Annotated in this window: 25 protein-coding genes; 5 read left to right on the top strand and 20 right to left on the bottom strand. The window is 45.5% G+C overall.

Going from position 1 to position 25,464, the window contains the following annotated elements; all coding sequences use genetic code 11:
* Positions 1–2,603: T9SS type A sorting domain-containing protein (locus tag K339_RS35280; RefSeq protein ID WP_037302217.1), on the top strand; the 2,603-nt coding region annotated here is incomplete at its 5' end.
* 49 nt (positions 2,604–2,652) lie between these two features.
* On the opposite strand, the gene K339_RS36360 is transcribed toward K339_RS35280, so the two are convergent.
* Positions 2,653–5,574, bottom strand: coding sequence for a hybrid sensor histidine kinase/response regulator transcription factor (locus K339_RS36360; protein ID WP_051398349.1), 2,922 nt, complete (start codon positions 5,572–5,574; stop codon positions 2,653–2,655).
* A 347-nt stretch (positions 5,575–5,921) separates the two neighbouring features.
* Between K339_RS36360 and K339_RS0129600 the strand changes: the two genes are divergently transcribed.
* The 3 genes from K339_RS0129600 to K339_RS0129590 are packed head-to-tail and all read left to right on the top strand — an operon-like array spanning position 5,922 to position 8,624.
* Positions 5,922–6,791: an SDR family oxidoreductase gene (locus tag K339_RS0129600; RefSeq protein ID WP_028526833.1), complete on the top strand. Its 870-nt coding sequence runs from the start codon at positions 5,922–5,924 to the stop codon at positions 6,789–6,791.
* Positions 6,792–6,814: 23 nt separating this feature from the next.
* Positions 6,815–7,852, top strand: a complete 1,038-nt coding sequence (locus K339_RS0129595; RefSeq protein WP_028526832.1) for a sensor histidine kinase — start codon at positions 6,815–6,817, stop codon at positions 7,850–7,852.
* Between the two features lie 4 nt (positions 7,853–7,856).
* Positions 7,857–8,624: a LytR/AlgR family response regulator transcription factor gene (locus K339_RS0129590; protein ID WP_028526831.1), complete on the top strand. Its 768-nt coding sequence runs from the start codon at positions 7,857–7,859 to the stop codon at positions 8,622–8,624.
* Positions 8,625–8,631: 7 nt separating this feature from the next.
* Here the strand turns inward: K339_RS0129590 and K339_RS0129585 are convergent, their stop codons facing one another.
* The 3 genes from K339_RS0129585 to nagA all read right to left on the bottom strand — a co-directional run bounded on the left by K339_RS0129585 (position 8,632) and on the right by nagA (position 10,944).
* A complete protein-coding gene (locus K339_RS0129585) occupies positions 8,632–9,390 on the bottom strand; it encodes a DUF3667 domain-containing protein (protein ID WP_028526830.1) in 759 nt (252 codons plus the stop codon).
* Between the two features lie 112 nt (positions 9,391–9,502).
* Positions 9,503–9,790, bottom strand: a complete 288-nt coding sequence (locus K339_RS0129580; RefSeq protein ID WP_028526829.1) for a hypothetical protein — start codon at positions 9,788–9,790, stop codon at positions 9,503–9,505.
* 20 nt (positions 9,791–9,810) lie between these two features.
* Positions 9,811–10,944, bottom strand: coding sequence for an N-acetylglucosamine-6-phosphate deacetylase (gene nagA / locus K339_RS35270; RefSeq protein ID WP_064751025.1), 1,134 nt, complete (start codon positions 10,942–10,944; stop codon positions 9,811–9,813).
* A 66-nt stretch (positions 10,945–11,010) separates the two neighbouring features.
* Here nagA and K339_RS0129570 point away from each other — a divergent pair, with 66 nt between their 5' ends.
* A complete protein-coding gene (locus tag K339_RS0129570) occupies positions 11,011–12,138 on the top strand; it encodes a DegT/DnrJ/EryC1/StrS family aminotransferase (RefSeq protein ID WP_084332356.1) in 1,128 nt (375 codons plus the stop codon).
* Here K339_RS0129570 and K339_RS0129565 read toward each other — a convergent pair.
* From K339_RS0129565 to K339_RS35260, 16 genes are all read right to left on the bottom strand, one after another.
* Complete coding sequence (locus K339_RS0129565; protein ID WP_028526827.1) at positions 12,130–13,086, bottom strand: Rpn family recombination-promoting nuclease/putative transposase; 957 nt, start codon at positions 13,084–13,086, stop codon at positions 12,130–12,132. The genes K339_RS0129570 and K339_RS0129565 overlap by 9 nt on opposite strands.
* Before the next feature lie 3 nt (positions 13,087–13,089).
* Entirely contained in the window at positions 13,090–13,905 is an 816-nt protein-coding gene (locus tag K339_RS0129560; RefSeq protein WP_028526826.1) for an aldo/keto reductase, read from the bottom strand.
* 46 nt (positions 13,906–13,951) lie between these two features.
* Positions 13,952–14,500, bottom strand: coding sequence for a bifunctional nuclease family protein (locus K339_RS0129555; RefSeq protein WP_028526825.1), 549 nt, complete (start codon positions 14,498–14,500; stop codon positions 13,952–13,954).
* A complete protein-coding gene (locus K339_RS0129550; RefSeq protein ID WP_028526824.1) occupies positions 14,493–14,723 on the bottom strand; it encodes a hypothetical protein in 231 nt (76 codons plus the stop codon). The genes K339_RS0129555 and K339_RS0129550 overlap by 8 nt, the downstream gene beginning before the upstream one ends.
* 97 nt (positions 14,724–14,820) lie before the next feature.
* Positions 14,821–15,426: an urease accessory protein gene (locus tag K339_RS0129545; RefSeq protein WP_028526823.1), complete on the bottom strand. Its 606-nt coding sequence runs from the start codon at positions 15,424–15,426 to the stop codon at positions 14,821–14,823.
* 13 nt (positions 15,427–15,439) lie between these two features.
* A complete protein-coding gene (locus K339_RS0129540; RefSeq protein ID WP_028526822.1) occupies positions 15,440–16,621 on the bottom strand; it encodes an NHL repeat-containing protein in 1,182 nt (393 codons plus the stop codon).
* Between the two features lie 60 nt (positions 16,622–16,681).
* A complete protein-coding gene (hypE, locus tag K339_RS0129535; protein ID WP_229598849.1) occupies positions 16,682–17,722 on the bottom strand; it encodes a hydrogenase expression/formation protein HypE in 1,041 nt (346 codons plus the stop codon).
* An 11-nt stretch (positions 17,723–17,733) separates the two neighbouring features.
* Complete coding sequence (gene hypD, locus K339_RS0129530) at positions 17,734–18,828, bottom strand: hydrogenase formation protein HypD (RefSeq protein WP_028526820.1); 1,095 nt, start codon at positions 18,826–18,828, stop codon at positions 17,734–17,736.
* Between the two features lie 5 nt (positions 18,829–18,833).
* Complete coding sequence (locus K339_RS0129525) at positions 18,834–19,112, bottom strand: HypC/HybG/HupF family hydrogenase formation chaperone (protein WP_028526819.1); 279 nt, start codon at positions 19,110–19,112, stop codon at positions 18,834–18,836.
* A 27-nt stretch (positions 19,113–19,139) separates the two neighbouring features.
* Entirely contained in the window at positions 19,140–21,506 is a 2,367-nt protein-coding gene (gene hypF, locus K339_RS0129520; protein WP_084332355.1) for a carbamoyltransferase HypF, read from the bottom strand.
* Positions 21,507–21,513: 7 nt separating this feature from the next.
* On the bottom strand, positions 21,514–22,227 hold the full coding sequence (hypB, locus tag K339_RS35265) for a hydrogenase nickel incorporation protein HypB (RefSeq protein WP_051398346.1): 714 nt from the start codon (positions 22,225–22,227) through the stop codon (positions 21,514–21,516).
* 5 nt (positions 22,228–22,232) lie between these two features.
* The gene (locus K339_RS0129510) at positions 22,233–22,574 is read right to left on the bottom strand and encodes a hydrogenase maturation nickel metallochaperone HypA/HybF (RefSeq protein ID WP_028526817.1); all 342 of its coding nucleotides are present in this window, start codon (positions 22,572–22,574) and stop codon (positions 22,233–22,235) included.
* An 86-nt stretch (positions 22,575–22,660) separates the two neighbouring features.
* Complete coding sequence (locus K339_RS0129505) at positions 22,661–24,187, bottom strand: hypothetical protein (RefSeq protein WP_028526816.1); 1,527 nt, start codon at positions 24,185–24,187, stop codon at positions 22,661–22,663.
* Positions 24,162–24,488 (bottom strand): hypothetical protein, encoded by a 327-nt coding sequence (locus K339_RS0129500; RefSeq protein ID WP_028526815.1) that lies wholly within the window; start codon positions 24,486–24,488, stop codon positions 24,162–24,164. The genes K339_RS0129505 and K339_RS0129500 overlap by 26 nt, the downstream gene beginning before the upstream one ends.
* The gene (locus tag K339_RS0129495; RefSeq protein WP_028526814.1) at positions 24,485–24,793 is read right to left on the bottom strand and encodes a hypothetical protein; all 309 of its coding nucleotides are present in this window, start codon (positions 24,791–24,793) and stop codon (positions 24,485–24,487) included. The genes K339_RS0129500 and K339_RS0129495 overlap by 4 nt, the downstream gene beginning before the upstream one ends.
* Positions 24,777–25,268 carry a hydrogenase maturation protease gene (locus K339_RS35260; protein ID WP_037302213.1) on the bottom strand — a complete coding sequence of 164 codons (492 nt, stop codon included), beginning with the start codon at positions 25,266–25,268 and terminating at the stop codon, positions 24,777–24,779. Before K339_RS35260 ends, K339_RS0129495 begins: the two co-directional genes overlap by 17 nt.
* Between the last annotated feature and the right edge of the window lie 196 nt (positions 25,269–25,464).

The raw sequence follows: 25,464 nt of genomic DNA, 5'->3' as shown, positions 1-25,464 counted from the left end.
CGTTTAGTTCCACATCGGGTTTGAGCCTTGACGGGACGACGGGTGCAATCAATCCAAGTACATCTACGGCAGGGACTTACACAGTAACGTATTCGCTTGCGGCGTCAGGTGGTTGTTCGGCAGTGAGTGCGACGGCGAATGTGACAATTACGGATACACCGAGTGCGACAATCAATTATTCAGGCAGTCCTTTTTGCAAAAGTTTAACCAGCGGAGCGGTGACCTTGACTGGCAGCAGCGGCGGGGCATTCAGTTCCACTTCAGGTTTGACTCTTGATGGGATGACGGGCGCAATCAACCCAAGTACATCTACGGCAGGTACCTACACGGTGACGTATTCGCTTGCATCGTCAGGCGGTTGCGCAGCAGTGAGTGCGATGGCGAGTGTGACAATTACGGATATACCAAGTGCGACGATAAATTATGCCAATACTCCTTTTTGCAAAAGTGTGACAAGTGCAGCGGTGACCTTAACAGGTAGCAGCGGCGGGACGTTTAGCTCAACGTCGGGCTTGAGTATTGACGGGGCGACTGGCGCAATCAATCCAAGTACATCGACGGCAGGTACCTACACGGTGACGTATTCGCTTGCATCGTCAGGCGGTTGCGCAGGGGTAAATGCGACGACGGTTGTTGCTATTCAAGGCAAACCTACCATTACCCTTAGTACGCTCCAACAAGTGTTGGTAGAAGGCAACAACCCTGTTTTGTGTGATACAGATGCGAATCCTGTGAATAGTTTACAGTTTAATGTTTCGGGTTTGTGCGTGGTTGGTTCGCCTGTTTGGCGGGTTCAAGTGGGTAACGGCGCGTGGAGTGCATGGTCAGCAACTGCTCCAGTTTCCCAACCATCGAATAACCAACCCCACCGCTACCAATCGGCCTGCGATGCCAATTGTACTTCGACCTATTCAGGCGTAATAGAATTGACGATTAATAACCGCGCCACTGTTCCACAAAACGTGTCGCTGGTGGTAGATGGCGTGACAGTTGCCGTGGGCGAGACCAAAGAAGTGTGTAGTTTGGTTACAATTCCGCTGACGTTTAATGCCAATTGTGCGGCGGGTGAAATCGTGCTTTACTCAGTGGATGGTGGTGAATATTCATCGGGTGTGCCAACGGGCTTGGTGGATAATCAATTCCATAATTACCGCGTACGTTGTCGTAAATCAGACGGAACGCCTTCTTGCGTGGAATCTGAATCGGGTGTGATGCGGTTAAAGTTGGTGACTATTCCTACTGCACCGACGGTGTCGTTGTCAGCAACAAGCAGTTGTGATGCTTCTGCCAGTTTCAGTGGATTGTCATCCTGCGGAAGTTTGCGAACAGTTTGGTACAATGCAGCTACGAACGTGGCTCTGCCAAGTTTACCATCAACCGTTCCAAGTGCCACGACGTCTTACTACGCTCGTTGTCAAACGGAAAACGGTTGTGTGAGTGAGAAAAGTAATGTGGTGACGTTTACCTTGACACCAACGCAAGTAGCGCCTGTAATTACGGTTTCGCAAGAGATTGTTTGCACAGGAACGACGGTCACCATTTCGGCGAACTGCCCTGCGGGAAGCCAAACGTTCTGGAACACAGGTGTGACTGCGCCAAGTTTTGAAGTGGCTTTCAATAACGTGACCAAACAAACGTACTGGGCTAAGTGTCTTTTTGACGGTGGTTGTCAAAGTTCAGAAAGTATTCGTAAAGATATTTACTGGAATGCTTTTGTGGTGACGTTGATCAACGTGGGTGAAACCAAATCGGCGGTGAAACCAGCGAATGACAAATCATTGTGGAGTAGCCAGTTCATCACGCGCGACGGTGGACCTGAATTGGAGCAAAGTACGCAGCAAAACCCGACTTTGTATTTTGTAGAAAACGCCAATAAAATAGCCCCTCGCTACTGGACAATCAACGTAGAAGCCTGCGGCTTGAGTACGGACGGTTCATTGACTTTTGATATGTTGGCGACACCTGAAATGGGGGTGATTCGCTCATTCAACACACATGAGAACAACGCACCGTACTTCATGTACGCTAACCGCGAAGGCTGGACTGAGCTTTATGCCCAAAATCATCCTGCCTACGGTTTCTACCAAGACAACGGTGCGGGCGGTAACGTCTATGACGCAGGTTTACCGAAAGGTTTGTACAAACTAGGTATTCGTTATTGGGACATGAAAGGTTGGGGCAGTATCTATCCTTCAACGCGCCAACCACAGGGTAATGTGTTGGCCTATCAAGAATACTGGTTCAGAATCCAATCGAAAGATGGCGTGGGCGTAGGCGCAGCGAGGACAGCGGAGAGCGGTGGCGAAGAGAAAGGGGTATTAGTTCCCCCATTGGGACGGTCCGCCGCGCGGGCTAGGGGGCTGGCTATCCTCCCCAATCCCGTCACCAACATCCTTCGCCTTCAAGTACAAGACAGCAAGGGGCAATCGGTACAAACAGAACTGTTAGATGCGTCGGGGCGTCAGGTGTTGCGTCGGACTTTTAGTCCTGAAACGAATGCGCATTATGAAGAAATGAACGTTGAAATGCTTCCTGAAGGATTGTACTTATTACGGGTCATTACAAATGACAAACAGGAGACATTGAAAGTGATTAAAAAATAATAGGTGTGAATTAAAGCCCCCAACAATACTAGATTTTGGGGGCTTTAATTTATTTCCATTCAGAAGGGCTTTGTTGGAAACGTTCTTGAAATACTTTTGAAAAATAAGAAAGACTTTCAAATCCAACTTTATAAGCAATTTCGGAAACAGACGCATCGCCATTTTTTAACATTTGAGCGGCTTTATCAAGGCGATAATTTCTTACGTATTCAATAATGGTCTGATTTGTAAGTGCCTTTAGTTTTCGACGAAGCTGAGTGCTTGAAATAGATAAACTCTTAGCCAAGTTTTCCATTTCAAAGGCCGAATTGCTGATATTTTTCTCTAATACATGATTTATTTTCTCTAAAAATTCTTTGTCATGGATTTGGGGCTGAATTGTTGGCTCTGCTTCCGTTGTTAAGAGTTTTGGTGTGTTGTATTTTTGGCGAATATTTTCACGAATTTTTATCAAATTACGAACCCGAATTTGCAATTCATCGGTATTGAATGGCTTAGAAAGATAATCGTCGGCACCTAACTCAAGACCTACTAGACGGTCTTCAATGGCGGCTTTGGCAGTCAGCATCACCACTGGAATGTGGCTTGTTCGCATGTCGGTTTTGAGCTGCTTGCAAAATTCAAACCCATCCAAATATGGCATCATCAGGTCGCAAATGGCCAAATCTGGAATAGTCTCCAATGCTTTTTCTAATCCATCTTTCCCATCTTTTGCCTCAATAATAAAGAAAGTTGCTTCAAACTGGCTCCGAATGTACGCGCGTAAATCTGCGTTGTCTTCTACAATAAGTAGCACGGGGTACTCTTCTTCGTTTGTCGTTTTATTTTCTAAAACATTGTCAGAAATTTTAGCAGTATTGTTGAAATGTAAAGTGTTTGTTGTGCTCTCTGGTTTTTTATCTAAAAATTCAGTAGGTAGCTTGATATTAAAGGTAGTTCCTCGTCCTAGCTCGCTTGCTACACTAATTGTTCCACCCAATACTTCTACTAGCTCTTTTACCAAAGCTAAACCCACCCCTGTTCCTTCATAATTACGTTGTGTACTGTCGTCAATTTGGTAAAATCGTTCAAATATTTTGGGTAAACTTTCTTTATCTATCCCAATGCCATAATCTTTGACTTCTATCAATAATGAAGTGTCAGAATAATCAGCTCGTATCTGAATACGTCCATTTTCTGGGGTAAATTTAAAAGCGTTAGAAAGTAAATTGGTTGTAATTTTTTCAATTTTATCCGCATCAAAATAAGCAAATTGATGCTCCCGACTTTGTTGATATTGGAACAATATATTTTTGTCTTGTCCTAGAGATTCAAACGAAGAAAATATGTACTGTAAAAATTGAGATAAATCGCCTTCTTGCAACTGAACTTCCATTTTTCCCGCTTCTAATTTGCTTAAATCCAACAACTGACTAATCAATGACAGTAATCGTTCGGCATTTCGCTGCATCATTTGAAAAATAGTGCGTCTAGGAAACTCCTTTTGCAAATCTTGCAGGGGAGATAAAAGCAAAGTCAATGGAGTACGAAACTCGTGGGATATATTGGTGAAAAATCGGGTTTTTAGGGTGTCTAATTCCGCCAAACGTTCCGCTTCTTTTTGCTCAAATAGCAGCTGACGGGCTAATTCCTCCCTTCGTGTTTGCAAGCGATAATAAATAAAATACCCCACCAACAGCGTCACAAGTAGCAACAAAGAAACAAACGCAATCCAAAATCGCGAGTTTTGGGTTTGTTGATTGGCTAGTTCGGCTTGTAGTTTTAGTTTTTCAGAGTCAAACCGAACCGACGCTTCAACTGCTGATTTGCTTAGGTCATCTTTTTTGATTTTACTTTGGGCATCCTGAAACAAAAATTCGTGTTTTAGGGCACTTTTATAATCACCAAGCAAGGTGTCGGCAATCATCCTACTTCGATAGATATCGCTGTGTGCGGGGTACCATGCCGCCTTGTCAGTGTTGAGTTCGGCCACTTTTATGGCTTGGTTGTAATAGTGCGTTACTTCCGCTGGATTTCGTTTGTGGCCAGCTACTTGGCACAAATTACTGTACAATTTAGAGAGGTCTTCGTAGCCGTCGGGCTTGAAACGGAGCCGATACCACAACTCTTTTTTAAAGTAAGGTTCGGCTTCGTTGGGGTTGGGAAAGTGCGCCAAAATGATTTCTCCAATGTTGCCATTCAAAGCACCAATGCGAAGGCTGTCTTTGCGCGTATGCACTTGTGCAATGCCTAACTGATTGTATCGAATGGCCTCTTGGTACTGTTTTTTTTCTACCAAACACAACGCAATGTTGCGGTACAACTGAATGCGGTGAAAATCAACGGGGTCATTCTGAATGTACGTTTCGCCTTCTTTTAAGTATTTTAAAGCCGTTTCTGCGTCCGAAGCTCGCTTTAAATAATACAAGGCCAAATAAGTAAGGCGGTAACCTGCAAAGGCGAAATTTTCGTAGCCGATTTTTCGAAAAGCTAAATCTGCCGCCAACAAATGGTTGATACATTTGCTGGAAACGTCGCGGGTCAAGTACAGTGTCACCCCCATGTTGTGTTCGACGTCGGCCAAAAAAGCGGTTTTAAGAGTGCTTGAAGGTAGTTTTTCTAACTTTTTTACTACGTTTTGAAAACGAGAGTAGGCGATTTCGATGTTTTTTTGTTTGCCCCCCAGTAAGTAGTATGCCCTTAAATAATCGGCATAAATAGCCAACAGTTGGTCATTGGACTGCAGGCCATGTTTTTTTATGATGTCTATTTGAGCAAAGGCGGAAGTGCTGTCTAAGTTATACCAGACTAAATGTTGTTGTAATAGCAAGCTATCCAAGCGAGCCTGTCCTTTCAGAGATAAATAGGTATCGATTTTACTTTGGGCTTGGGCTATATTTTCTCCTCCAACTATTCCCCAAAGGCAAAATAGCAATGATTTGAGAGAAAAGCTATATACCAACTGGAGGGACGCAGGCAGTTTTCGATACATAAGATACTGTTGAGTCGTAAAGAGGGTAAATTGGAATGGATTAGAGAGCAAAAATAGACAAAAAAGCGGTATCAGTGAGCGTTTCGCCCGTCGTTGTTTGCATTTCACCTAGGCTATTTTGTCACTTCACCTGCTGTTACGTTTGAGAGGGGCTGGTTTTCGGAGAATTTTGTACCGAAAACAAACCATAACAAAGGCCATGAAAACAAAGCTTTTCTTTTTGCTACTTTTGGGATATTACTCTTTTGTCCAATCTACCCAAACCGTCGGGAATTTTCGCTTACCATCAGCAAGGGTTTTTGTCCATACCGTTCTATCGTCTAACCTTTTAATTTGTTAAATTTCCCATGAATTCAACAACCATTATTTCTGTCATAGGCGCTACGGGGCGTTTGGCCATTCCCGTAGTGAAAGCCCTCTTGGCTTACGGCTATCAAGTACGGGCAGTGGTGCGTAATCCCGAAAAAGCCAAACAATTGCTCCCAAAAGAAGTGACATTTGCGGTGGCTGATGTGCGCGACGTACCAAGTTTGTCGCGCGCTTTGAAAGGCAGTACTTACGTTTACGTCAATCTAAGTGCCGAGGAGAATGGCGCGAAAAGCTCGTTTTTTTTGGAGCGAGAAGGCGTCAAAAATATCGTGGAGGCGTGTCAAGCGGTAGGTGTTCAGCAAATTTTGAAGATTGGTGCGTTAGGTGCTCACCCGTCGATTCGCCAGCCTAAGGAATTTTACCAAAATCAAACCCGCCGCGAGGGGCATCGTTACATCGAAGAATCGGGTATTCCGTTTACGATTTTTCACCCAACGTGGTTTTTGGACAGCATCGAATGGGCCATCAAAAAAGAAACCTTGCAGTGGGTGGGAAAACCCGTAGAATTTTATTGGACTAATTCGACCGATTATGCCCAATGGGTCGCCAAAGCGGTAGGAAACCCAACGGCTTATTACCAACATTACGTAGTACAAGGACGCGAAAAAATGGACTACGAAGCCGTTTATCAACGGCTAAAAGCCCAAAAACCTTCCCTGAAATTGCAAGTTTTACCTCTCTGGATGGTTAAAGTAATTGGGTTTTTCTCGCCAACCATGAAGAGTTTGGCCGACTTGTTTGCCTTTTATGAAGGTACCACCGAAGATTTTTACGGTCAAGCACTTTGGAAAGAACTTGGCGAGCCGAGCACGTCATTGGAGGCATTTTTGAAGAACCAAAAGGTGTAAATATTCCGTATATTTGATAAAAAATGAGGAAATTTCGCATGGAACCTCCCTACATCAACGACCGCAAAGTACGACTAATTGGCATTCCACTTTTAAGTATTTTGCTTCCAATCGTGATGAACAAAGAAGTCTTTACGGGCGGAAATGCCAAAGATATTTTTTATTGGGTAAGCTCGTGTTTTATGAACACGTTCTTGATTTGGGAGGGCAACCGTGCAATGTTTATTTTGATGCGGAAGAAATTTCCTCATTACCGCCAAACCGCCCGTCGGCTTATTTGGCAGACTTTGGTGGGCTTGATTTATACCTTGGTCGTGAGCGCTTTTATTGATTACTTTTTTTGTTCCAACATCTCCAATTTCGACCGTATCAATGAGGTGTTGATTGGGTTTAAAATCAGCCTCATTCCGACTATTATTGTGACGTTGATGTATGAAAGTGCCTTCTTTTTTCAATCGTGGAAATCGCACGTCCAAAAGACCGAAGCCCTAGCTCGCGAAAATGTACAGTCGCAATTGGACGCGCTTAAAAATCAGCTGGATCCTCATTTTTTGTTCAATAGTCTCAATACGTTGGCCTCGCTCATCGACGATGAAAATAGCCCCGCCCAAAACTACCTCGACAAGCTGTCGGACGTGTATCGGTACGTGTTGGTAAGTCGGGAAAAAAATACCGTAACCTTGGAGGAAGAAATGCAGTTTTTGGATGCGTACATTTATCTTAATAAAATTCGATTTCGGGAAAATTTGCAGGTAGAAACCCAGCTTTTGACCGATACAAGCCAGTTGCACGTAGCGCCGTTGAGTATTCAGATGTTGATTGAGAATGCGATTAAACACAACGTGGTTTCTAAAGAAAAGCCGTTGAAAATCAGGATTGTACAAGAAGATGGGTTTTTGACGGTAGAGAACAACCTTCAAGAAAAAATGACCTTTGAGAAATCGACCAAAGTGGGGCTTCAAAACATCATCAATCGCTACCGACTGCTGACCGAACAACAAGTTGAAATCCTGCGAAATGAGTGGTCATTTAAAGTAAAACTGCCCTTGTTAGAAGCCTAAAGTCATGAAAGCTATCCTGATAGAAGACGAATATCCCGCCGCCGAACGCCTTGAGAAGCTGATTAAAAAAATTGATAAAGAAATAGAAATTGTGGCGGTTCTTGACAGTATCGAAAGCTCGAAACGTTGGTTTTCAACGCATCCTGCACCCGATTTGATATTTTCCGACATCCAGCTTTCCGACGGACTCAGTTTTGCGATTTTTGAATCAATGGCGATTGCTAGTCCCATTATTTTTACGACTTCCTACGACGAATACGCTATCAAAGCCTTCAAAGTCAAGAGTATAGATTACTTGCTAAAACCTATCAAACCGCAAGAATTGGAAGCAGCGATTACGAAGTTTAAGGAAAGCCAACGGGTTTTTTCTGCCAATGATTACACCTTAAAAATTCAGTCGCTGCTAGATTCAATGCCTGCCGTGGGGCGAAAGCATAAAACACGCTTTTTAGTGCCCTACAACGACCAATTGTTGCCCATTCCGCAGGAAGAAATCGCCTATTTTTATACGACCAACGAAATGGTGTGTTTGGTCCGAAGCGATAACCGTCAGTTTTTGGTCGATTATACCCTCGAAGAGTTAGAACGGTTGCTCAACCCCACGCTGTTTTTTCGGCTCAATCGGCAGTACATCGCTTCGTTGGCTGCTGTGCAGAAGATTCATACTTATTTTAACGGCAAGCTCAAACTCGAACTTCAGCCCGAGCCCTCGCACGACATCCTCGTAAGCCGCGAAAAGGCCCCGCATTTTAAAGCGTGGATGGAGGGGTAGGGACTTGTTACTTTGCGTCGTTGAACCCATCTTGGACTCCAATCATAAAAGCTGTGATGCTAGCAATCGCCAAAAAGATGATGACTGAAATCAATAAACTGCGAATGAATAAACCGATTTTAGAGTAGCCAAACACCGAAAAATACTGATAATAAAACCAAATTGAAAAGACTAAAATTAGACTTCCTGTACCAACGAAGAAGTAATTAAGAGGAATGACGTTTTTGAATACAATTGCAAGGAGCGTAAAAACGATGGCAATAAGTAACTCCCCAGAAACTTTGTAAATGTTAAGGACCAAGTGCTCGGTATAGTTCTGCTCACTTTTTCGAAAAAATAGAAGACTAAACAATGCCAAAAAAGGTATTCTGAGCATGGTAACTATTTTGGGATTTGCACTCATTAATTCTTCAAATCGGGTCAGTAATTGTTGGTCATCTGAAAAATAGTTGGTGGTATCTATTAGTTTGACATCTGAAATACTTCCAATAAAATGCCCCAGTGTGATGATTAAAATAATAAAGGTGAAATAATTGAAATGTTTGACCCTTTTACCTTGCACATATTCTCTAATACTGTGCCCAGGGCGAAGAAAGAGCTCCTTGATGGTATAAAAAAAGCCTTTGTCGAGGTGCAATACTCCATGGACAAGGTCATGTAAGACAAAATGCTCAATGGAAAAACGATGCGTTTTGGTACTTTGTCCACAATTAGGGCAAAAATTACTTTTTAATGTTTGATGACAATTTAAGCAATGGGAGCTCATGTGCTTGAATTTATGTAGTTTAGGTTTTGGGAGGGTTGGATACAGGCCAAATCTAATAAATTTGGTAACACAATCCCAAGATTAGACGAAGTCATCTTGGGATTTACGCTGGCTACTCCAAATTCCGTTTCTTGATTTCGCCGTCAATGGATTTTTTTTCTGATGAAATCACCACATTGCCAATGATAAAGAATAGAACAAAAGGGAGCAAAGGCTTATAATAAAAGTTACTTTGCCCGCCCGTGGCAGCGTCTTTTCCAACGTGGTAACCAAATAGCAAACAGGCGATGAATAAGGCCACAATCCCCGTAGCTAGGATAAACTTGTGGGTGTTTTTGAGGAGTTTCTTTTGTTTTAGGAGCTGTTCGTCAGTGAGCGCGGCTAGTTTTTCTGGTTTCATTGTAGTGGTGTTATTATTATTTAGGGTTTCAAATCATTGAGGCGGAAAAAAGAAACGAGGCGTTGTTGGTCGTCGAGCACGGCAAAAGTGGCGGCGTAACCTGCTTTGATTTTTCCAAAACGTTCACCTACCCCTACCACTTGCGCAGGGTAGGTTGAGGCCATTCGAAAAACTTCTTCTTTGGAAAGCCCCACCGTTTGGACACAAAAACGAACGGCATCGAGCAGCGTAATGGCCGAACCCGCCAATTTTCCATCGTCGTTGAGCAGGCGATGACCGTCGTAATTGGCCGTAAAATCTTCAAAAACAAAGCGTTGCGGTTCGATTTTAGCCAAGGTGGCATCTGAAATCAAAAAAAGACGGTTGCCCATAAGTTGCTTGGCGATACGAATGGTAGCGGAGTCGCAGTGGTGGCCATCGGCAATGATGCTGGCATGTACCGTTGGCGTGTCCCAAATCGCCGAGACTACCCCAGGTTCGCGGCTTTCAAAGGGACGCATGGCATTGTAAAGGTGTGTCGCCATCGAAATTCCCGAGCCCAAAAAAGCCTTGGCTTGTTGGTAAGTAGCGTTGGTATGACCCATCGAGAGTTGAATGTGGCTGTTTTGGAGGCGAGCAAGAAGCTGAGGAGGCCACACTTCGGGCGCAATCGTCATCAGGGTAAGTAGCCCTTGGCTTTGCTCAATGATTTCTTCTAGTTCTGTTTCGGTTGGGATACGTACCTGAGTTGCGCTGTGTGCTCCTCTTTTTTCTGGGTTGATAAATGGCCCCTCAATATGAAGACCAAGTACGCCCGTTTTGCCCGATGCGATATACGCTTTGGTTACTTCAATGGCTTTTAAAATACGTTCTCGTGAAGTAGAGTACAAAGTAGGTATAATGGCCGCCGTACCGTCCTGCTGATGGGTACTGACCATCTCTTCCAACGATTCAATCGATAAATCACGCACAAAAAAGCCCGTTTGACCGCCGTACAATTGAATGTCGATAAAGCCTGCGGTGAGGTCGTGGCCCTGAAGGTCATAAACGGGTAAGTCGGTTGGAATCAGGTTGGTAGGTACGATGCGGTCGATGCGGTTGCCGTCAACGACCACGGCATGGTGGGTAAGGATGTTTTCTCCCGTGTAAATGGTGCAATTGGTCAGAACGTACATGGAATCGGGTTTAATTTGCGAACTTGCCGAAAGTTCCACATCTTTCGGCAAGATTTCTATGGAATAATGAATAAAATTTGGCTTTCCTCGCCGCACATGAGCGGTCATGAACAAAAGTACGTACAAGAAGCGTTTGAAACCAATTGGGTGGCGCCTTTGGGGCCTAATGTCGATGGGTTTGAACAAGACCTGAGCCGTTATGTAGGCGTAGGCCATGCGGCGGCGTTGTCGTCGGGGACGGCGGCGCTACACTTAGCGCTGGTGATGCTTGGGGTAGGGGAGGGAGATGTTGTTATTTGTCAGTCGTTTACGTTTGCTGCTTCGGCCAACCCCATTGTATATCAAGGAGCTACGCCCGTATTTGTGGATTCGGAATGGGAAACGTGGAATATCTGCCCCGAGGCATTAGAAGAAGCAATCAAGGGAGAACGAGCCAAAGGGAAAAATGTAAAAGCAGTGATTGCCGTGCATTTGTATGGTATGCCCGCTAAAATCGACGAAATCATAGAGGTGTGTACACGCTACGAAGTGCCCCTCATCGAAGATGCTGCCGAAGGATTGGGGGCGAGTTGGCAGGGACGTAAATTGGGGAGTTTTGGAAAGTTGAATATTCTATCTTTTAATGGTAATAAAATCATCACCACATCGGGCGGCGGGGCTTTGCTATCAGAGGACGAAACATTGATACAACAATCACGCTTTTTGGCTACCCAAGCCCGCGACAACGCTCCTCATTATCAACACTCGCAGATTGGCTATAATTACCGAATGAGCAACATTTGCGCGGGAATTGGCCGTGGCCAAATGCAGGTTATCGACGAACGTGTAAACCAGCGGCGGGCTAATTTTTCATGGTACCAACAAGCCTTTGAAGGAGATGAACGTATTGCGTTTCAGCCCGAAAGAGAAGGGAGTTATGCGAATCGCTGGTTGAGCTGTATTCGGGTGGATGTAACAAAAACGAGCGGCGTGACGCGCGAAACCCTACGAATGGCCATGGGGGCAGAAAGCATTGAAGCGCGCCCTTTGTGGAAGCCGATGCACCTCCAGCCTGTGTTTGAAGGAACGCCCTACTACGGTGGACAAGTAGCAGAAACACTTTTCGACGACGGTTTATGCCTTCCATCGGGGTCAAACTTAACCGAAGACGAGCTTCAAAGAGTAGTAGGAGTAATGAAACGTACCCTAAGCTAGGCGATTATTACGTTGCAAAATTTGCGTGATTTTTTCTGCACTTTCTCCTGTAATAACACGAATGGTTTCTAAGCTAATGCCGTTATCATAGGCATTCAATATCGTTTTTTCGATACCTTTTTCGATACCTTTCTCAATACCTTTTTCAATACCCTTTTCGATGCCTTTCTCAATGCCTTTTTCAATACCTTCTGCCATGATTCTGTCGTAGGTGCTCATAAAAGTCGTTTTTATATCTTCAGGTAAATTTTCTTTTAACTGTTCTACCGTCAGTTCGGTCACGCTAAACAAATATACAAACAAACTCATAACAAAGCCAGTTCCTTGGGAGGAACTTAAAGACTCCATGATTCTTGGTAATCGTTTAAGCAGTGTTGGCCAGTCATGAGAGTAGCGTAATAACCCAAGAGTTGCACTCAATACTCCGTTTCGCAATTGCTCCAGGCGTTCGTCTTCCATTTGAATGAGGCTGACGAATTCTATTCCAAAGGAAGGAATATAGCGCTGAAAAATCGAAGGGTAATTTGGGAAGAAGTCTTCCATTTGTTTTAAACGCCATCGCTGTTTTCCATGATAAAACAAGAGTGGTATTATTGGGCGTAAGGGCTGTTTATTTTTTAACTGCTGCCAGTATCCTTCTGCCAAATAACGCATAAGTTGAAAACTCACGCGAGGGTCTTTGTACGATTTATGCTCAATTAAGAGGGATATTTGCAGTGAATCGTCGCTATTTTTTAGGCTGACTTCAACGACCACATCTGAAAATATTTCCTCCATGGGTGGAGATAAATACGAATTGTTTTGGTGCTGAAGCGATTCTAAATTCAATAAAGACACGACTTCACTAGGAAGCATTTCTTCCAAAAAAGCACGCGCAAGCTGGCGGTCAGAGAAAAGTTCTTTGACGAGCTTGTCGTGTGGAGAGGTAATGGAGGATTTATTTTTCATTTTCTACAAAAACTCCATTGGGTTCCAGGCAATGCGGGTATCGTCGTGCCAAGTATTCATTTCTGCAAAATCTTCGGCCGACAATTCAAAGTCAAAAACGTCTATATTGGTCGCGATACGGTGCTTTGAAACCGATTTTGGAATCGTGATGGCTCCTTGCTGAAGTGTCCAACGGATAAGTACCTGAAACGTACTTTTGTTGTATTTCTTAGCGATGTTGATGAGTCGCGGGTCATCGGATTTTAGCCCTCGCACCAAAGGCGCATACCCTTCAATTTGAATACCTCGTTGGCGACAGTAGTTCAATTCTTCGGGCAAGTGACAATACGGACTTAACTCAATTTGATTAACCGCAGGAACGATGGATGTGTGCGGCCAAAGCTCCTCAAAATGAGGCGCATAATAATTAGAAACCCCAATGGCACGGGCCTTGCCATCGGCATAAATTTTTTCAAGGGCTTTCCACGTTTGGATTCGGTGTTCGCGTACGGGCCAGTGAATCAGATATAAATCAACGTAATCGGTGTTGAGTTTACGGAGGCTTTCTTCAAATGCCTTGAGGGTTGATTCATAACCTTGGTCGTCGTTCCAAACTTTGGTTGTCAAAAAAATATCTTCGCGGGCTAAACCGCTGTCGCGCATGGCTTGTCCTACTTCAATTTCGTTGTGATAAGCTGCGGCCGTATCGATAAGGCGGTACCCAAGTTCTAACGCCCACAAAACCGCTTGCCGAATGTCGTGCCCAGGCTGAGGGTCATACACGCCGAGGCCTAATTGGGGCATTTGAATGCCGTTATTTAAAGTAATAGATGGAATCATAGGTAAGCCAGGTTTAGATAATAGTGCCGCAATTTGGGAAAAATTCTCAACTTTGTTTGCGCTTTTCGATGGCACTGCGCAAGCGGGCGGCGCTTTCGTAGTCTTCTTTGGCAATCACTTTGGCCAACAATTCTTCTAGTTCTTCCAACGTATATTCGGCATAGGATTTTTTCTCACGGCCTTTTTCATCCAACAAATACCCTGCTTCTTCCAACACTTGGTCGCTAACGTAAAGGGGACAGTGCATCCGTACTGCTAAGGCAATGGCGTCTGAAGGACGGCTTTCGATTTCTAATAGCTCCTTTGGGCCTTGCAGGTACAATTTTGCGTAAAAAATATCTTGTTGAATTTGGTAAATGCAGACCTCCTTGGCTTTGGCACCAAGCTTTTGAATAATGGTTTGGCATAGATCGTGGGTAAGGGGGCGCGAAGGTTGAAGTCCCTCTAAATGTATGGCGATGGCTTGCGCTTCATTTGTTCCAACAATGATTGGAATACGTCGTTTAGAAATGGGCTCTTCTAAAATTAAAACATAATGACCACGTTGCGACTCACTTTCGGCCATGGCTATCACAAAAACTTCGTATTTATTCATTCGTGCTGGGTGTGAGGTTGGTTTTGATAAATTGACAGAGCGTTCCGATGTCGTCGAAGGGAGAAATGACCCATTGTTCAAACGAAAGGCGGTACAAATCTCGGCCTTCGACTTCCAACGAAAAGCCGCCTGCAAGGTCAAAATATTTGCCGTTACGGTTAAGTATCGGAATCTCCATTTGCTGGAGGGCGTATTGGACAAAATCAGCTTCGTTGTAATTCATCTTAGTGAAGAGGGTTGCTCACAACCCGACTGTTATTTATCGCTTGCCCCAAACTATCATTTGGGGTAAAAATGGTACAGCGTCTCTGACGCCCAATTCAAACATTCTCCAAAACAATTTTTGCCCCTAAACCTATACACAAAGCGGCTGAAACCAGTGTTAACCCACGCAAGAGGTGGCGATTTTGGAACAATTTACTCGAAAAAGGCAGACTGAAAGCCCCTGCTGCTACCATCATACCCGCGACAGAACCCAGGCCAAACAACAACAGGTACAGAAAAGCATGACTTGGTTCTTTGATTTGGGTCAATACCGAAATCAACAGCCCACCACTTCCTGCCAAGCCGTGCATAAGCCCCACACCGTATGCCAATCCGTACGCAGGTTCGTGGACGTGAGGGTGATGGAGTTCGGATTTTAATTTTACAATTCGGTGAATGCCTAATACAATGAGCATCAGTCCTACACCTGCTTCAAAGTACTGAAAAATGGTTTCGGAAAGTACAAATTTGCCAAGCATATACACCAATGCCACCAATAGTATCGTGGACGTATGACCAAGACCCCAAAATGCCCCGTCTTTGAGCGCGGCTGAGGTGGAGTCTCTGCGGGTGACAATGCTACTGACCGCCACCAGGTGGTCAGCCTCAAAACAGTGCGAAAACCCAACAACAACGGCGAAAAACAAAGGGGCGAGTTCCATGTAAGTAAACTGGTTAAGGATTGGTAATTTGATACAAAAGCACGCGGTGATTGCCCGTATCGGCTACCACCAAACAATTCTCCACGGCACAAAGCGAAAATGGCCAGTACAATTGCTTGTCGGTGCCAAAGCGGGTATTGCTATTTTCGCTGCCTGTTCTAAAATTATCATGGCCAATGAGGTTGTCGGCCAAGGCGTTGTTTTCGGTAGGAACGCGGTCAAACCAAAGCAGGCGGCTATTTCCCGTATCGGCAACAAATAACCCATTTTGGTAAAAAAAAGCGTCGTAGGTCCAGCTCATGGAGTTTTGTTGGGGAAACAAACTGAATTGATTCATTCCATTCGCGTCAAAATCGGGCTGGCCGATGATGACGTCGGCGGGTTGGGCGAAGGCATCTTGCCAACGGTGCCAAATGAGGTTTCGGTAATATTGCGTATCGGCAATCGACAGTACACCTTCGGCATTGACTCGGACGGAATAGGGCCAAATCGGTTCATGATTTTCGTAGTCACGTTCTGTAAAATCAGGTTTTCCAATGACGGCGTCGGCAGCGGTGAAGTTTTGGGTGGGGAACGCTTCATAAAACAAAACACGACGGTTACCCGTATCGCAAATCCATAGCCGTTGGCCGTCCGAAAAAACACTGTATGGCCAATACAGCGACTGAGCCGAAGGCATAGCTCCAACGCCCTGAAGGTTAGGTAAGTTGCTCTCGAAATCGGGTTGTCCAATAACCACATCGGCATCTTGCCCATTTTGAGTGGGGAATTTATTCCAAATCAGTACTCGGTGATTCCACGCGTCGGCGACCACCAATCGCTGCCCGTCTGACCAAATCCCCGAAGGGTACTGCAACGAGCCCGCATGGACTTTGCTACCCGCGTTTCGTCCCGTGTGCGACGTTTCGAGTTGGCCTAACACAAGGTCGGGGGCTGCAAATTCGGTGTCTGGCAGCGTATTCCAACAAAATAGCCGATTTTGACCCGTATCTGCCACCAACAGGCGGTTTCCAACGGCCCACACACCGCGTGGTGCTAATAAAGGATTTCCTTCATCTCCCCGAAAAATGGTTGCTTTTTCGACCATCGGTGCTTTCCCTGCCAAGGATGCAGCATAGGTAGTGCGAGCATTGGAAGTGGAAAGGGGCGGCGGCGGAGCTTCCGTGGTGTCGGTAATGGCGATGTTTAGGTTCATGGTAGATAGCTTTTAAGCCTTATAGGTTTTTGAAACCTATAAGGTTTGGGTGAGGTTAGGTTAACAAATACGAGGAAGCTGTTCCCCCACCAACATATTTACAACCCGTTTTCCCCCAATTCGGCTGTGAAGCACTACTTGTTTGGGGTGTTCGGTGGTTACTTCACCAATGACAGCGGCGTCCTGACCGTACGCCAACGTCCGAAGTTTTTGCACAATTTCTTCGGCTTTTTCAGCAGGAACAAATGCCATAAAAACCCCTTCGTTAGCCACGTAAAGTGGGTCAAGACCAAGCAACTCGCAAGCGCCGCGTACTTCTTCGAGGACGGGTATCGGCTGTTGAAAAAGATTGACGCCCAAGCGAGAGTCGCGGGCTACTTCGTTAAGGACAGATGCTACGCCACCGCGCGTCGGGTCTTTGAGCAAGTGAATATCCGTCCCAAATTCGTCCAATAATGCTTTTACAGTATGGTTCAACGGGGCAGAATCGCTGGTAAGGGTTGTTTCAAATTCCAAGCCTTCCCGCACCGACATGATGGCGATGCCGTGCGTGGCAATCGACCCGCTTACGATGATTCTGTCACCTGCCCGTACATTTTTAGTAGAAATGTGGGCTTGCGGGTGGATGTTGCCCAAGCCAGAGGTGTTGATAAAAATTTTATCTCCTTTGCCTCTTTCTACCACTTTGGTATCGCCCGTTACGATGATTACGCCCGCCTTTTCGGCAGCTCGGCGAATGGAGACCAGTATTTCCCAAAACTCTTTCATTGTAAGCCCTTCTTCCAAGATGAAGCTCAACGAAAGGTATTTAGGCACTGCGCCGCACATGGCCAAATCGTTGACTGTTCCGTTAACGGCCAGTTCGCCGATGTTTCCTCCTGGGAAAAAAATGGGTGAAATGACGTAGCTATCGGTAGAAAATGCCGTTCTCCCCGACCACTCAAATATGGCACCGTCGTGGTGTTCGTCGAGCAATGGGTTTTTGAGTAAATCGAATACTCCCGATTCGAGGAGTTGGTTGGTTAAAATTCCACCACTTCCGTGACCAAGCGTGATAACGTCAAAGTCAAGTTTAGGCATGGGGCAATCGAGTGAAATCATAGTTTGTAAAATTATACTGCATCTGCTTCGGCAAAATGGTAATAGGCTGCGCAGGCTCCTTCCGACGATACCATGGGTGCGCCCAGCGGTGTGATGGGCGTGCAGCCTTTGCCAAATTGTGAGCATTCAAACGGTTTTTTGATACCTTTTAGGACTTGCCCCGCAATGCAATCGGCGCATTCGGAGGCTTTGGCAATTGAAATGGAAAACTTTCGATTGGCATCAAATTCCGCCAACGATGCTTTGACTTCCCAACCACTGAGTGGGATGTTTCCGATGCCCCGCCATTCGCGGTCAGAGACCTCAAACACTTGTTCAATGACTTTTCTTGCTTCGGGGTTGCCGTTGGCTTTCACTACGCGACTGTATTGGTTTTCGAGTTTAGCCTCGCCGTTTTCAAGTTGTTTGACCGTCATCAAAATCCCTTGTAATAAATCCACAGGTTCAAATCCAGTGACTACCATTGGGATATGGTATTTTTGAACAATGGGTTCGTATTCCTCCAATCCCATAATGGTACAAACGTGCCCTGCCGCCAAAAAGCCCTGAATTTGCGCCTCACCGTCGTTGATAACGGCCTCCATAGCAGGAGGAACAAGTACATGAGAGGCTAAAATGGAATAATTGGTCAGCCCTAACCGACGCGCATGAAGCACCGAAAGCGCATTGGCTGGAGCGGTGGTCTCAAACCCTACGGCAAAGAAAACGACCTGACGCTCGGGATGCTCTTGGGCAATTTTAACCGCTTCTAATGGCGAATACAAAATGCGGACATCGGCGCCGTTGGCTTTGGCCTCCAACAAACTACGGCTCGACCCAGGCACGCGAATCATGTCACCAAAAGAACATAAAATCACTCCTTTTTCTTCGGCCAAGTAAACGGCTTTGTCGATGAGGTTTAGCGGAGTTACGCACACGGGGCAGCCTGGGCCGTGTACCATGGTGATTTGTTTGGGAAGCAAGTTTAAAAGGCCATTTTTGACCAAACTGTGCGTTTGCCCGCCGCAAATTTCCATAATTGTCCACGGGCGGGTGGCTACTTTGTGCAGTTCTTCGAGGTAGTGTTCGACTACTTCGGGGTCGCGAAATTCTGATAAGTATTTCATGGGAACTAGAGGGGGTTAGGGCGGTCTAATTGGGAAGATTCTACCAGCTCATCAATTTCTCCGATTTCCTCCAAATACTCGAAGGTTTTTCGGGCTTCTTCTTCATCGACGATGCTGATGGCCACTCCCACGTGAACCAACACATAATCACCTTCTTTGGCATCAGGTACCATTTCCAAACTGGCTTCTTTGGTGATGCCGCCAAAGAGCACTTTGGCCATGCGTACTGTTCCGTCGTACTGAAATTCTATGGATTTTATTTTGCCAGGAATTGCTAAACACATAGGAGTAAGGTTAAGAGGGGTTGATGATTAAGGGGTTAAGACAGCCTGCCCAAACGAGATACACTCATCGTTGGGCGAAAATTGTTGATGGAAAAACAGCTCGTGGGTATCTCCCAAGACCGCAATGCAAAGGTCCACCAACAACGCATTTTGGAAAACCCCACCGCTAAAAGCTAATTTTTGAACGCCTGTTTCTTGGGTGAGTTTTTCTATAATTTTGACTAATGTTACATGAAATTTCGCCGCGATTTCATCTACTGGAACGCCCGTGAGGACGTCTTCGGCTACCGCTTCTAGCAGTTCCTTGGAAGGAATAAACCGATAATTGAGATTTTTCAATGAATAGTATTGTGTGACTAGAAGTCCATGTTTTAAAAAATAACTTTCGGCCAATTCCTCCAATTGGAGGGCAGCTTCTCCTTCGTAGCTTGTTTTGTCAATGCCGATTAAAACACTGGCGACGGCGTCAAATAGTCTGCCAACGGAGGAAGTTTTTAGGGTGTTTTTAGCTAAAAGCTTGGCGTAAAAGCTACTTTCTTTCTCCGAAAATTTGTTTTTAAGCAGTTCTTCTTTTTCAGGAAAAAGCAATGAAAAAGCCGATAAACGAGGTTCTAATGCCATTTTATCCCCTGCCAATGAGTCGAAATACTCAAAATGCGCTATTCGCTCGATATTCTCTCCCAACGGACGAGAAGGATTAGGAAAATACAAAAAAAACTCGCCACCCCAGCTGTGCCCGTCGGTTCCGTGGCCTGTGCCATCCCAAACAATTCCTGCGATGGGTTCAGGAGAAGAAGTGAGTCGGTGCTCTGTCAATACAGCGGCAAAATGAGCAACGTGATGTTGAATTTTTTGAAGGGGTGACTTCGTCGCTTTTGCCCATTCGTGTGCTAGTTGGGTGGAAAAATAGCCTTCGTGGGCATCGGCTAAAAAACAACTAGGTTGAACATCAAATACCTTTATAAGGTGCTGGAGCGTATGTTTAAAATGCGTTTGGGTTTCCCAGTCTTCCAAATCACCAAGGTACTGGCTTGTATGTAGGTTATCGGCCGCAAGCAGTGTAAATGTACTTTTTTGAGAAGCGCCAAACGAAAGTTGGATAGACGTAGTTGAGGTCAGACTGTTGGCGTTTACGCTTCCCGTTAGCCCTCGACTGCGACGGAGTATAATTTGTTTGGCACAAAAAGACGAAAATCGTAAGACGGAGTCGTCTTGGGGAAGTACAATTTCTCGGTTGTGCGTTAGAATAAAATCAGCAACTTGACTGAGTTCGGTCAAGGCGTCGGCGTCTTTAAAAATAATAGGACTTCCACTTCGGTTGCCGCTCGTCGCGACCAATGGTTTTCCAAAATCGTGCGCCAGTAATTCCAGCAAAGGAGCATACGGCAGCATGACCCCCAAATGCGTGAGGCCAGGATTGACAGACGGAGCAATGGAAGCAGTTTTACGTGGACGTACCAATATAATCGGTGCAACTGAACTCAACAAAGCATCGGATTCTTGGGCACTGACGATTGCTTCTCGTTGTAAAACTTCTAATGTTGGATAAAGGACGGCAAAGGGTTTGGTAGGTCGGTGTTTTCGTTCGCGAAGGGTTGCCACGGCGCTTTCGTTGGTGGCATCACAAAGCAAAAGATACCCCCCAATTCCTTTCACCGCCACAATTTTTCCCGCTTTCAAGGCCCGATGGGCGCGGTCTAAAATCCAATGGGTATCGTGTAAAAAAGAGGAAGAATACGCAGTAGATTGTCGGCAAGTGTACCAGCTCAATTGAATGCCGCAGTGGGAACAAGAATTGGTTTGGGAGTAAAAACGATGGTAGGTGGCGTCGTTATATTCGTCCAAGCAGGCGGGACACATTTCAAAAGCCTGCATCGTTGTTTGGGCGCGGTCGTAAGGAACTGCCTGCTGAATGGAAAAGCGCGGCCCGCATTGTGTACAGGTAATGAATGGATACCGAAAACGACGATTTTGTGGGTCATGTAGTTCTTCGCGGCACGATGCACACATCGCAAAATCGGGGGTAAGTTTGAGCCCATTGGTGAGTTTACCAGCTTGACTTTCAACGATTGTAAACGTTTGAAAGGAGCAAAAAGGTAGTGATTCTAACTCATATTTTTCTACTGAGGCCTGGGACGGCGTATTGGCTAGAAGGGTTGCTAAAAAACGTTTTGCCGTAGTTTGGTCGGTATTCAAAACCACTTTGACGCCTTCGGGACCGTTGCTCACTGTTCCTGTTAACCCCCATTTATGTGCTAGTTGATAAACAAATGGCCGAAATCCAACGCCCTGCACGATGCCCGTGAGCCGAATACCATAGGTTTGTTCTTCAAAAGAAACTGACTTTTGAGAAACAACTTGTTGGATTGTATTTTCGGCAGTCTCCACCCACATAACGGTTTTACATTACTTTTTCGGAGGTTTTTTCTTTTTTCACATGAACGCGTTCGGTCAACCAATCGCACCATGCTTCCATACCGTCGCCTTTCAAACTCGAAATGCTAAGTACTTCGATGTCGGGATTTACGTCGCGAGCATCTTTGGTGACAGCTTCCACCGAAAACGGAACGTAAGGCAACAAGTCAGACTTGGAGACGATGAGCAGTTCACTCGTCAAAAACATCCGAGGATATTTTTTTGGCTTGTCGTCGCCTTCGGTGCAGGCCAAGACCGTTACGCGGTAGTCTTCGCCCAAATCAAAAGCCGCAGGACAAACCAAATTGCCCACGTTTTCAATAAATAGTACATCGGTACCTGTGAGGTCGATGTGGTCGAGGGCTTGGAAAATCATCTGCGCCTCAATGTGGCACATGCCGCCCGTTACAATTTGCAGGGCGTTGATGCCCACATCGCGCATACGGATGGCGTCGCGCTCGGTTTCGGGGTCACCCACCAAAACGGCCATGTTTAACTTGCCTTTTAGCCGCTTGCCCGTTTCTTGCATGAGGGTAGTTTTACCGCTCCCAGGCGACGAACAAACATTGATGACCAAGATGCTCGGCAGTCGGTCGCGGATGGCTTTGGCCACAAAATCGTTTACTTTTAGTAAGTTAAGTGTCGTGTTTTCGCACTGTACCGACCCGACGGAGGCTTGATTTGATTTAGGTTTTTGCATAGCTTTTATTCAAATTCTACTTTACTGATGAGTAATTCTTCTCCCTGTATCACGTTTCGACTTGGTCGCCCACAATGACTACACACGAAGCGGTATTGTTCAACTTCTGAAGTTTGTCCACAGAGGTCGCATTGAATTAAAATGGACAAAACCTCGACGTGTAAACTGGTTTTGTTGTACTTGGGTTGGTCTTCCAAAACGGCCTGAAACGCGTTCTGCATCAAAATAGGCTGGACATTAGACAATAGCCCCGCTTTTAAATAAATCCCGCGTACGCGCTGCATGTCGTTGGGGAACTCTTCTTCCAACGTTCTGAAAATATTCCGTACTAATGATATTTCGTGCATTTATCAAGAGGTTTTGTATAGACCTTCCAAGTTTTCAAAACTTGGAAGGTCTTTTTTAGACTTCAAAAGTCAGGGCTAAAGCATTGCTAGCGTGGGGTTAAGAGATTTACTACTGCTTTTAATTTCTCCAATTTTTCTTGGTGTTGCGCAGCTTCTGCTCGCAATGACGGGTCGTTGGTCAATTGAGCTAATTCGGCAATGTAGCTTTCCATTTCTTCCAACAGCGCTTTTTCGCTTGCTTCATTTTCGTGGTTGACAAACCAGCCTATTTCTAAAAAATTGAGCAAGGTCAATGCCCGTTCGTGTGGGTAGTCTGCCGCCGTCCGTACGTCCAACGCCTCCCGATAAAACGACAGCGCTTTGGCGTGGTTGTCGCTTTGGGCAGCTTCGGGGTATTTGGTGAGTGCATTGGCGTAACTGTTGCAGATGCGTGCGTATTCGTACGGATTGGTTTCGCGGGTAAAATAGCGGAGTGCTTCTTTGAAAGAACTTACCGATACGGCCGCCCAAATCCCTTTTTTCTTGGCTTCATCAGGAATTTCGGAATAAATTACTCCCAAATGGTGATGAATTTCGGCAAACACCTCGGGCGCATTGTCACGGGTAAATAGTTTAAGTGCTTCTTGATAAGCTTCCATGGCGGGTTTCAAAAACTGCGGATTGCCATTTTGTGCCCATGTGTATAACAGTGTCCCTTTTCGATAGTGCGCATTGGCCACCAATTCGGGAATGTCCTCTTGGCGCAATAACGCAATCGCTCGATTGATGTAACCCAATGATTCGGCAAAACTATCCGTCAAATTAGCAATTTGGGAAGCATCAATGAGCAAAAGTGCTGCTTGTGGCCCGTTTTGCCGTTGTTCATAATACGGTATGAGGGTAGCCAACGAATTTTTGATGGTAGCCAGCAATGCCTCGTCGTACGGTATTTGTAGCTGCTTCAACCAAACGGCACATTGCACATTTTGTAATTCCATGCGTGCATCGTCCGAAATCGCCATATCGCGGCATTGGTGGAGCAACTGTGCTGCTTCGCCCAATTCGTCGGCATCGAGCAGTAAAGAGGCATAATGTTTGCCCGTAAACGCCCGCCACTCATCATCGGGGGCCGTTTCAAGGGCTTTTTGGTAGTATTTTTTTATGGTAACGTAATGAACAAAATGGGTCAATTCGCCATAGTGAGTCATGACGGCGGTGTTGTGCCAATACCGATACATTTCAAAGGACGGCAGCTTTGTAAAAGGCTCCTCCGTGATTCTCACCTGCACCCCGTGCTGGAGGCAGTTGAGGGTGTCGATGTCCCGAAGAAGAAACGGGTTGATTTCGGCCAATTCGTACGCTTTTTCATAATTTCCGAGTTTGGTATAAACCACTGCCAACAAATTTTGCGCGCTAAACTCCAAAGGATAGGGGAGAATGTAGGGCGGGGCTTCGTTGGCCCAATCAATCGGAATAAAAATTTCATGGTCACGTACCACCAAAAATCGGTTCGTGATTTCTTCTCCAATCGAAGGCATTTCTTTGACACTGACGACTTCGTTGAGGCGAAATTCGCTGTCAATAATGGCCTGTAAAGCAGGGAGTTGGTCAGTTGAGGCAAATATCGAAAACATGTAAAGCGTTAGATTTAAGGGTTCCTCGGGCGTCGCGCTGCATTCCGCGCCGAAACAATTGAGCGTATAATTTAGCTTTTTCTTCGGTATCGTAATGATCGAGCCTTCGGCATAAAAACTGCAATGGGTTCTGAATATAAACATAGACCATGGTCAAATGCCAACGTCCTTTTCGGGTTTCGATTCGGTAACGTACTTCGGTCGAATGAAGCCAACGGTCGTTGATAAGTACCTCTAAATCTCTGTATAAACCTCGGACGTTGAGGGTAAAACCTGCGCGAGAATCAGGAAATGGGTTCACAGTCGTACGTTGATAATGCCCACTTGGGTGACGTCATAAGCCAGTTCACGGTCGTGCTCGTCGAGCTCAAAATCCAGCAATAATCCACGGAGGTAAAAAGCTTTGTCCCCAAGTAAGTTTTTGTCTTTGAGCGTTTGCCAATTCGTTTTATGGAGTTTTTCAAAAAACTGCTTGGATTTTCCTGCCAACAATAAGGTTTGTCGCTCGGGATAATACACCCAATTGACCTGCGCTTCGTTTTCCAGTGCCGACTGCACCAACGCTACGGGTAGAATCAAATGACCATTTTTAAGCTGTAGTGTCATACGCGGCTAATTCCAATTCTTTCAAAATCAACTCAACAACGCGGTCGCCTGCTTCACGAACGGGCTGGCTCAAACCAATGTCAAGCCGAAGGTTGTCAACGGCAATCAAATACACCTGAATGTCGTCGGGGTATGCTTCCCGCAAGATTTTTTTGGCGTACGAAAGCGCTTGGTCCCATTTTAAGCTGTGCAAAAACACCATTGGGTCGTCCTGAATGTGTGCGTTGATTTCGGAGGCAGGCAGTCGATACAACGTTCCTGGGGTTTCTCCCGAATTGACCACGGCATCCACCACGATGATTCGTTCGTGACCTTGTAAGTGAAAGAGCACCTCAAAAGCTGAAGTGCCCATGTCAAATAAGCTTACCTGTTCATTCTCAGCGAATTGGTTTTTGAGTTGTTCAATTACAAAGCAGCCGACTCCGTCGTCGCTTCGACACGGGTTCCCAAACCCCATTATCGCTGTTTTTTTCATATTGTGTAATTTTTTTTCTCTCTTTTAACTCCAGCCTTTAGGCTGAGGACATAAATAATTAAGACATTATTGGGGCTTTAGCCATGACCTTTAGCATTATAACGTAAAAAATCAGGGCTAAAGCCCAATCTACTCAATATCGTAGTTCCCCAAACCCCCAGCCTAAAGGCTGGAGTTACTGGATTGTTTTAGAAAA

The organism is Runella limosa DSM 17973 (assembly GCF_000482465.1).
GTDB lineage: Bacteria > Bacteroidota > Bacteroidia > Cytophagales > Spirosomataceae > Runella > Runella limosa.
This window is presented reverse-complemented; position numbering and strand designations above follow the sequence as displayed.

Excerpts from the sequence above, each read along its gene's own strand:
- K339_RS0129590 (WP_028526831.1), top strand. The coding sequence starts at position 7,857 with ATGAAAGCTATCCTGATAGAAGACGAATATCCCGCCGCCGAACGCCTT.
- K339_RS0129550 (WP_028526824.1), bottom strand. The coding sequence starts at position 14,723 with ATGAATTACAACGAAGCTGATTTTGTCCAATACGCCCTCCAGCAAATG.
- K339_RS0129510 (WP_028526817.1), bottom strand. The coding sequence starts at position 22,574 with ATGCACGAAATATCATTAGTACGGAATATTTTCAGAACGTTGGAAGAA.
- K339_RS0129545 (WP_028526823.1), bottom strand. The coding sequence starts at position 15,426 with ATGGAACTCGCCCCTTTGTTTTTCGCCGTTGTTGTTGGGTTTTCGCAC.
- hypE (WP_229598849.1), bottom strand. The coding sequence starts at position 17,722 with ATGATTTCACTCGATTGCCCCATGCCTAAACTTGACTTTGACGTTATC.
- K339_RS0129555 (WP_028526825.1), bottom strand. The coding sequence starts at position 14,500 with ATGAATAAATACGAAGTTTTTGTGATAGCCATGGCCGAAAGTGAGTCG.
- hypD (WP_028526820.1), bottom strand. The coding sequence starts at position 18,828 with ATGAAATACTTATCAGAATTTCGCGACCCCGAAGTAGTCGAACACTAC.
- K339_RS0129570 (WP_084332356.1), top strand. The coding sequence starts at position 11,011 with ATGAATAAAATTTGGCTTTCCTCGCCGCACATGAGCGGTCATGAACAA.
- K339_RS0129495 (WP_028526814.1), bottom strand. The coding sequence starts at position 24,793 with ATGACACTACAGCTTAAAAATGGTCATTTGATTCTACCCGTAGCGTTG.
- K339_RS0129525 (WP_028526819.1), bottom strand. The coding sequence starts at position 19,112 with ATGTGTTTAGCAATTCCTGGCAAAATAAAATCCATAGAATTTCAGTAC.
- K339_RS35260 (WP_037302213.1), bottom strand. The coding sequence starts at position 25,268 with ATGAAAAAAACAGCGATAATGGGGTTTGGGAACCCGTGTCGAAGCGAC.
- K339_RS0129580 (WP_028526829.1), bottom strand. The coding sequence starts at position 9,790 with ATGAAACCAGAAAAACTAGCCGCGCTCACTGACGAACAGCTCCTAAAA.
- nagA (WP_064751025.1), bottom strand. The coding sequence starts at position 10,944 with ATGTACGTTCTGACCAATTGCACCATTTACACGGGAGAAAACATCCTT.
- K339_RS0129600 (WP_028526833.1), top strand. The coding sequence starts at position 5,922 with ATGAATTCAACAACCATTATTTCTGTCATAGGCGCTACGGGGCGTTTG.
- hypB (WP_051398346.1), bottom strand. The coding sequence starts at position 22,227 with ATGCAAAAACCTAAATCAAATCAAGCCTCCGTCGGGTCGGTACAGTGC.
- K339_RS0129595 (WP_028526832.1), top strand. The coding sequence starts at position 6,815 with ATGAGGAAATTTCGCATGGAACCTCCCTACATCAACGACCGCAAAGTA.
- K339_RS0129585 (WP_028526830.1), bottom strand. The coding sequence starts at position 9,390 with ATGAGCTCCCATTGCTTAAATTGTCATCAAACATTAAAAAGTAATTTT.
- K339_RS0129540 (WP_028526822.1), bottom strand. The coding sequence starts at position 16,621 with ATGAACCTAAACATCGCCATTACCGACACCACGGAAGCTCCGCCGCCG.
- K339_RS0129505 (WP_028526816.1), bottom strand. The coding sequence starts at position 24,187 with ATGTTTTCGATATTTGCCTCAACTGACCAACTCCCTGCTTTACAGGCC.
- hypF (WP_084332355.1), bottom strand. The coding sequence starts at position 21,506 with ATGTGGGTGGAGACTGCCGAAAATACAATCCAACAAGTTGTTTCTCAA.
- K339_RS0129560 (WP_028526826.1), bottom strand. The coding sequence starts at position 13,905 with ATGATTCCATCTATTACTTTAAATAACGGCATTCAAATGCCCCAATTA.
- K339_RS36360 (WP_051398349.1), bottom strand. The coding sequence starts at position 5,574 with ATGTATCGAAAACTGCCTGCGTCCCTCCAGTTGGTATATAGCTTTTCT.
- K339_RS0129565 (WP_028526827.1), bottom strand. The coding sequence starts at position 13,086 with ATGAAAAATAAATCCTCCATTACCTCTCCACACGACAAGCTCGTCAAA.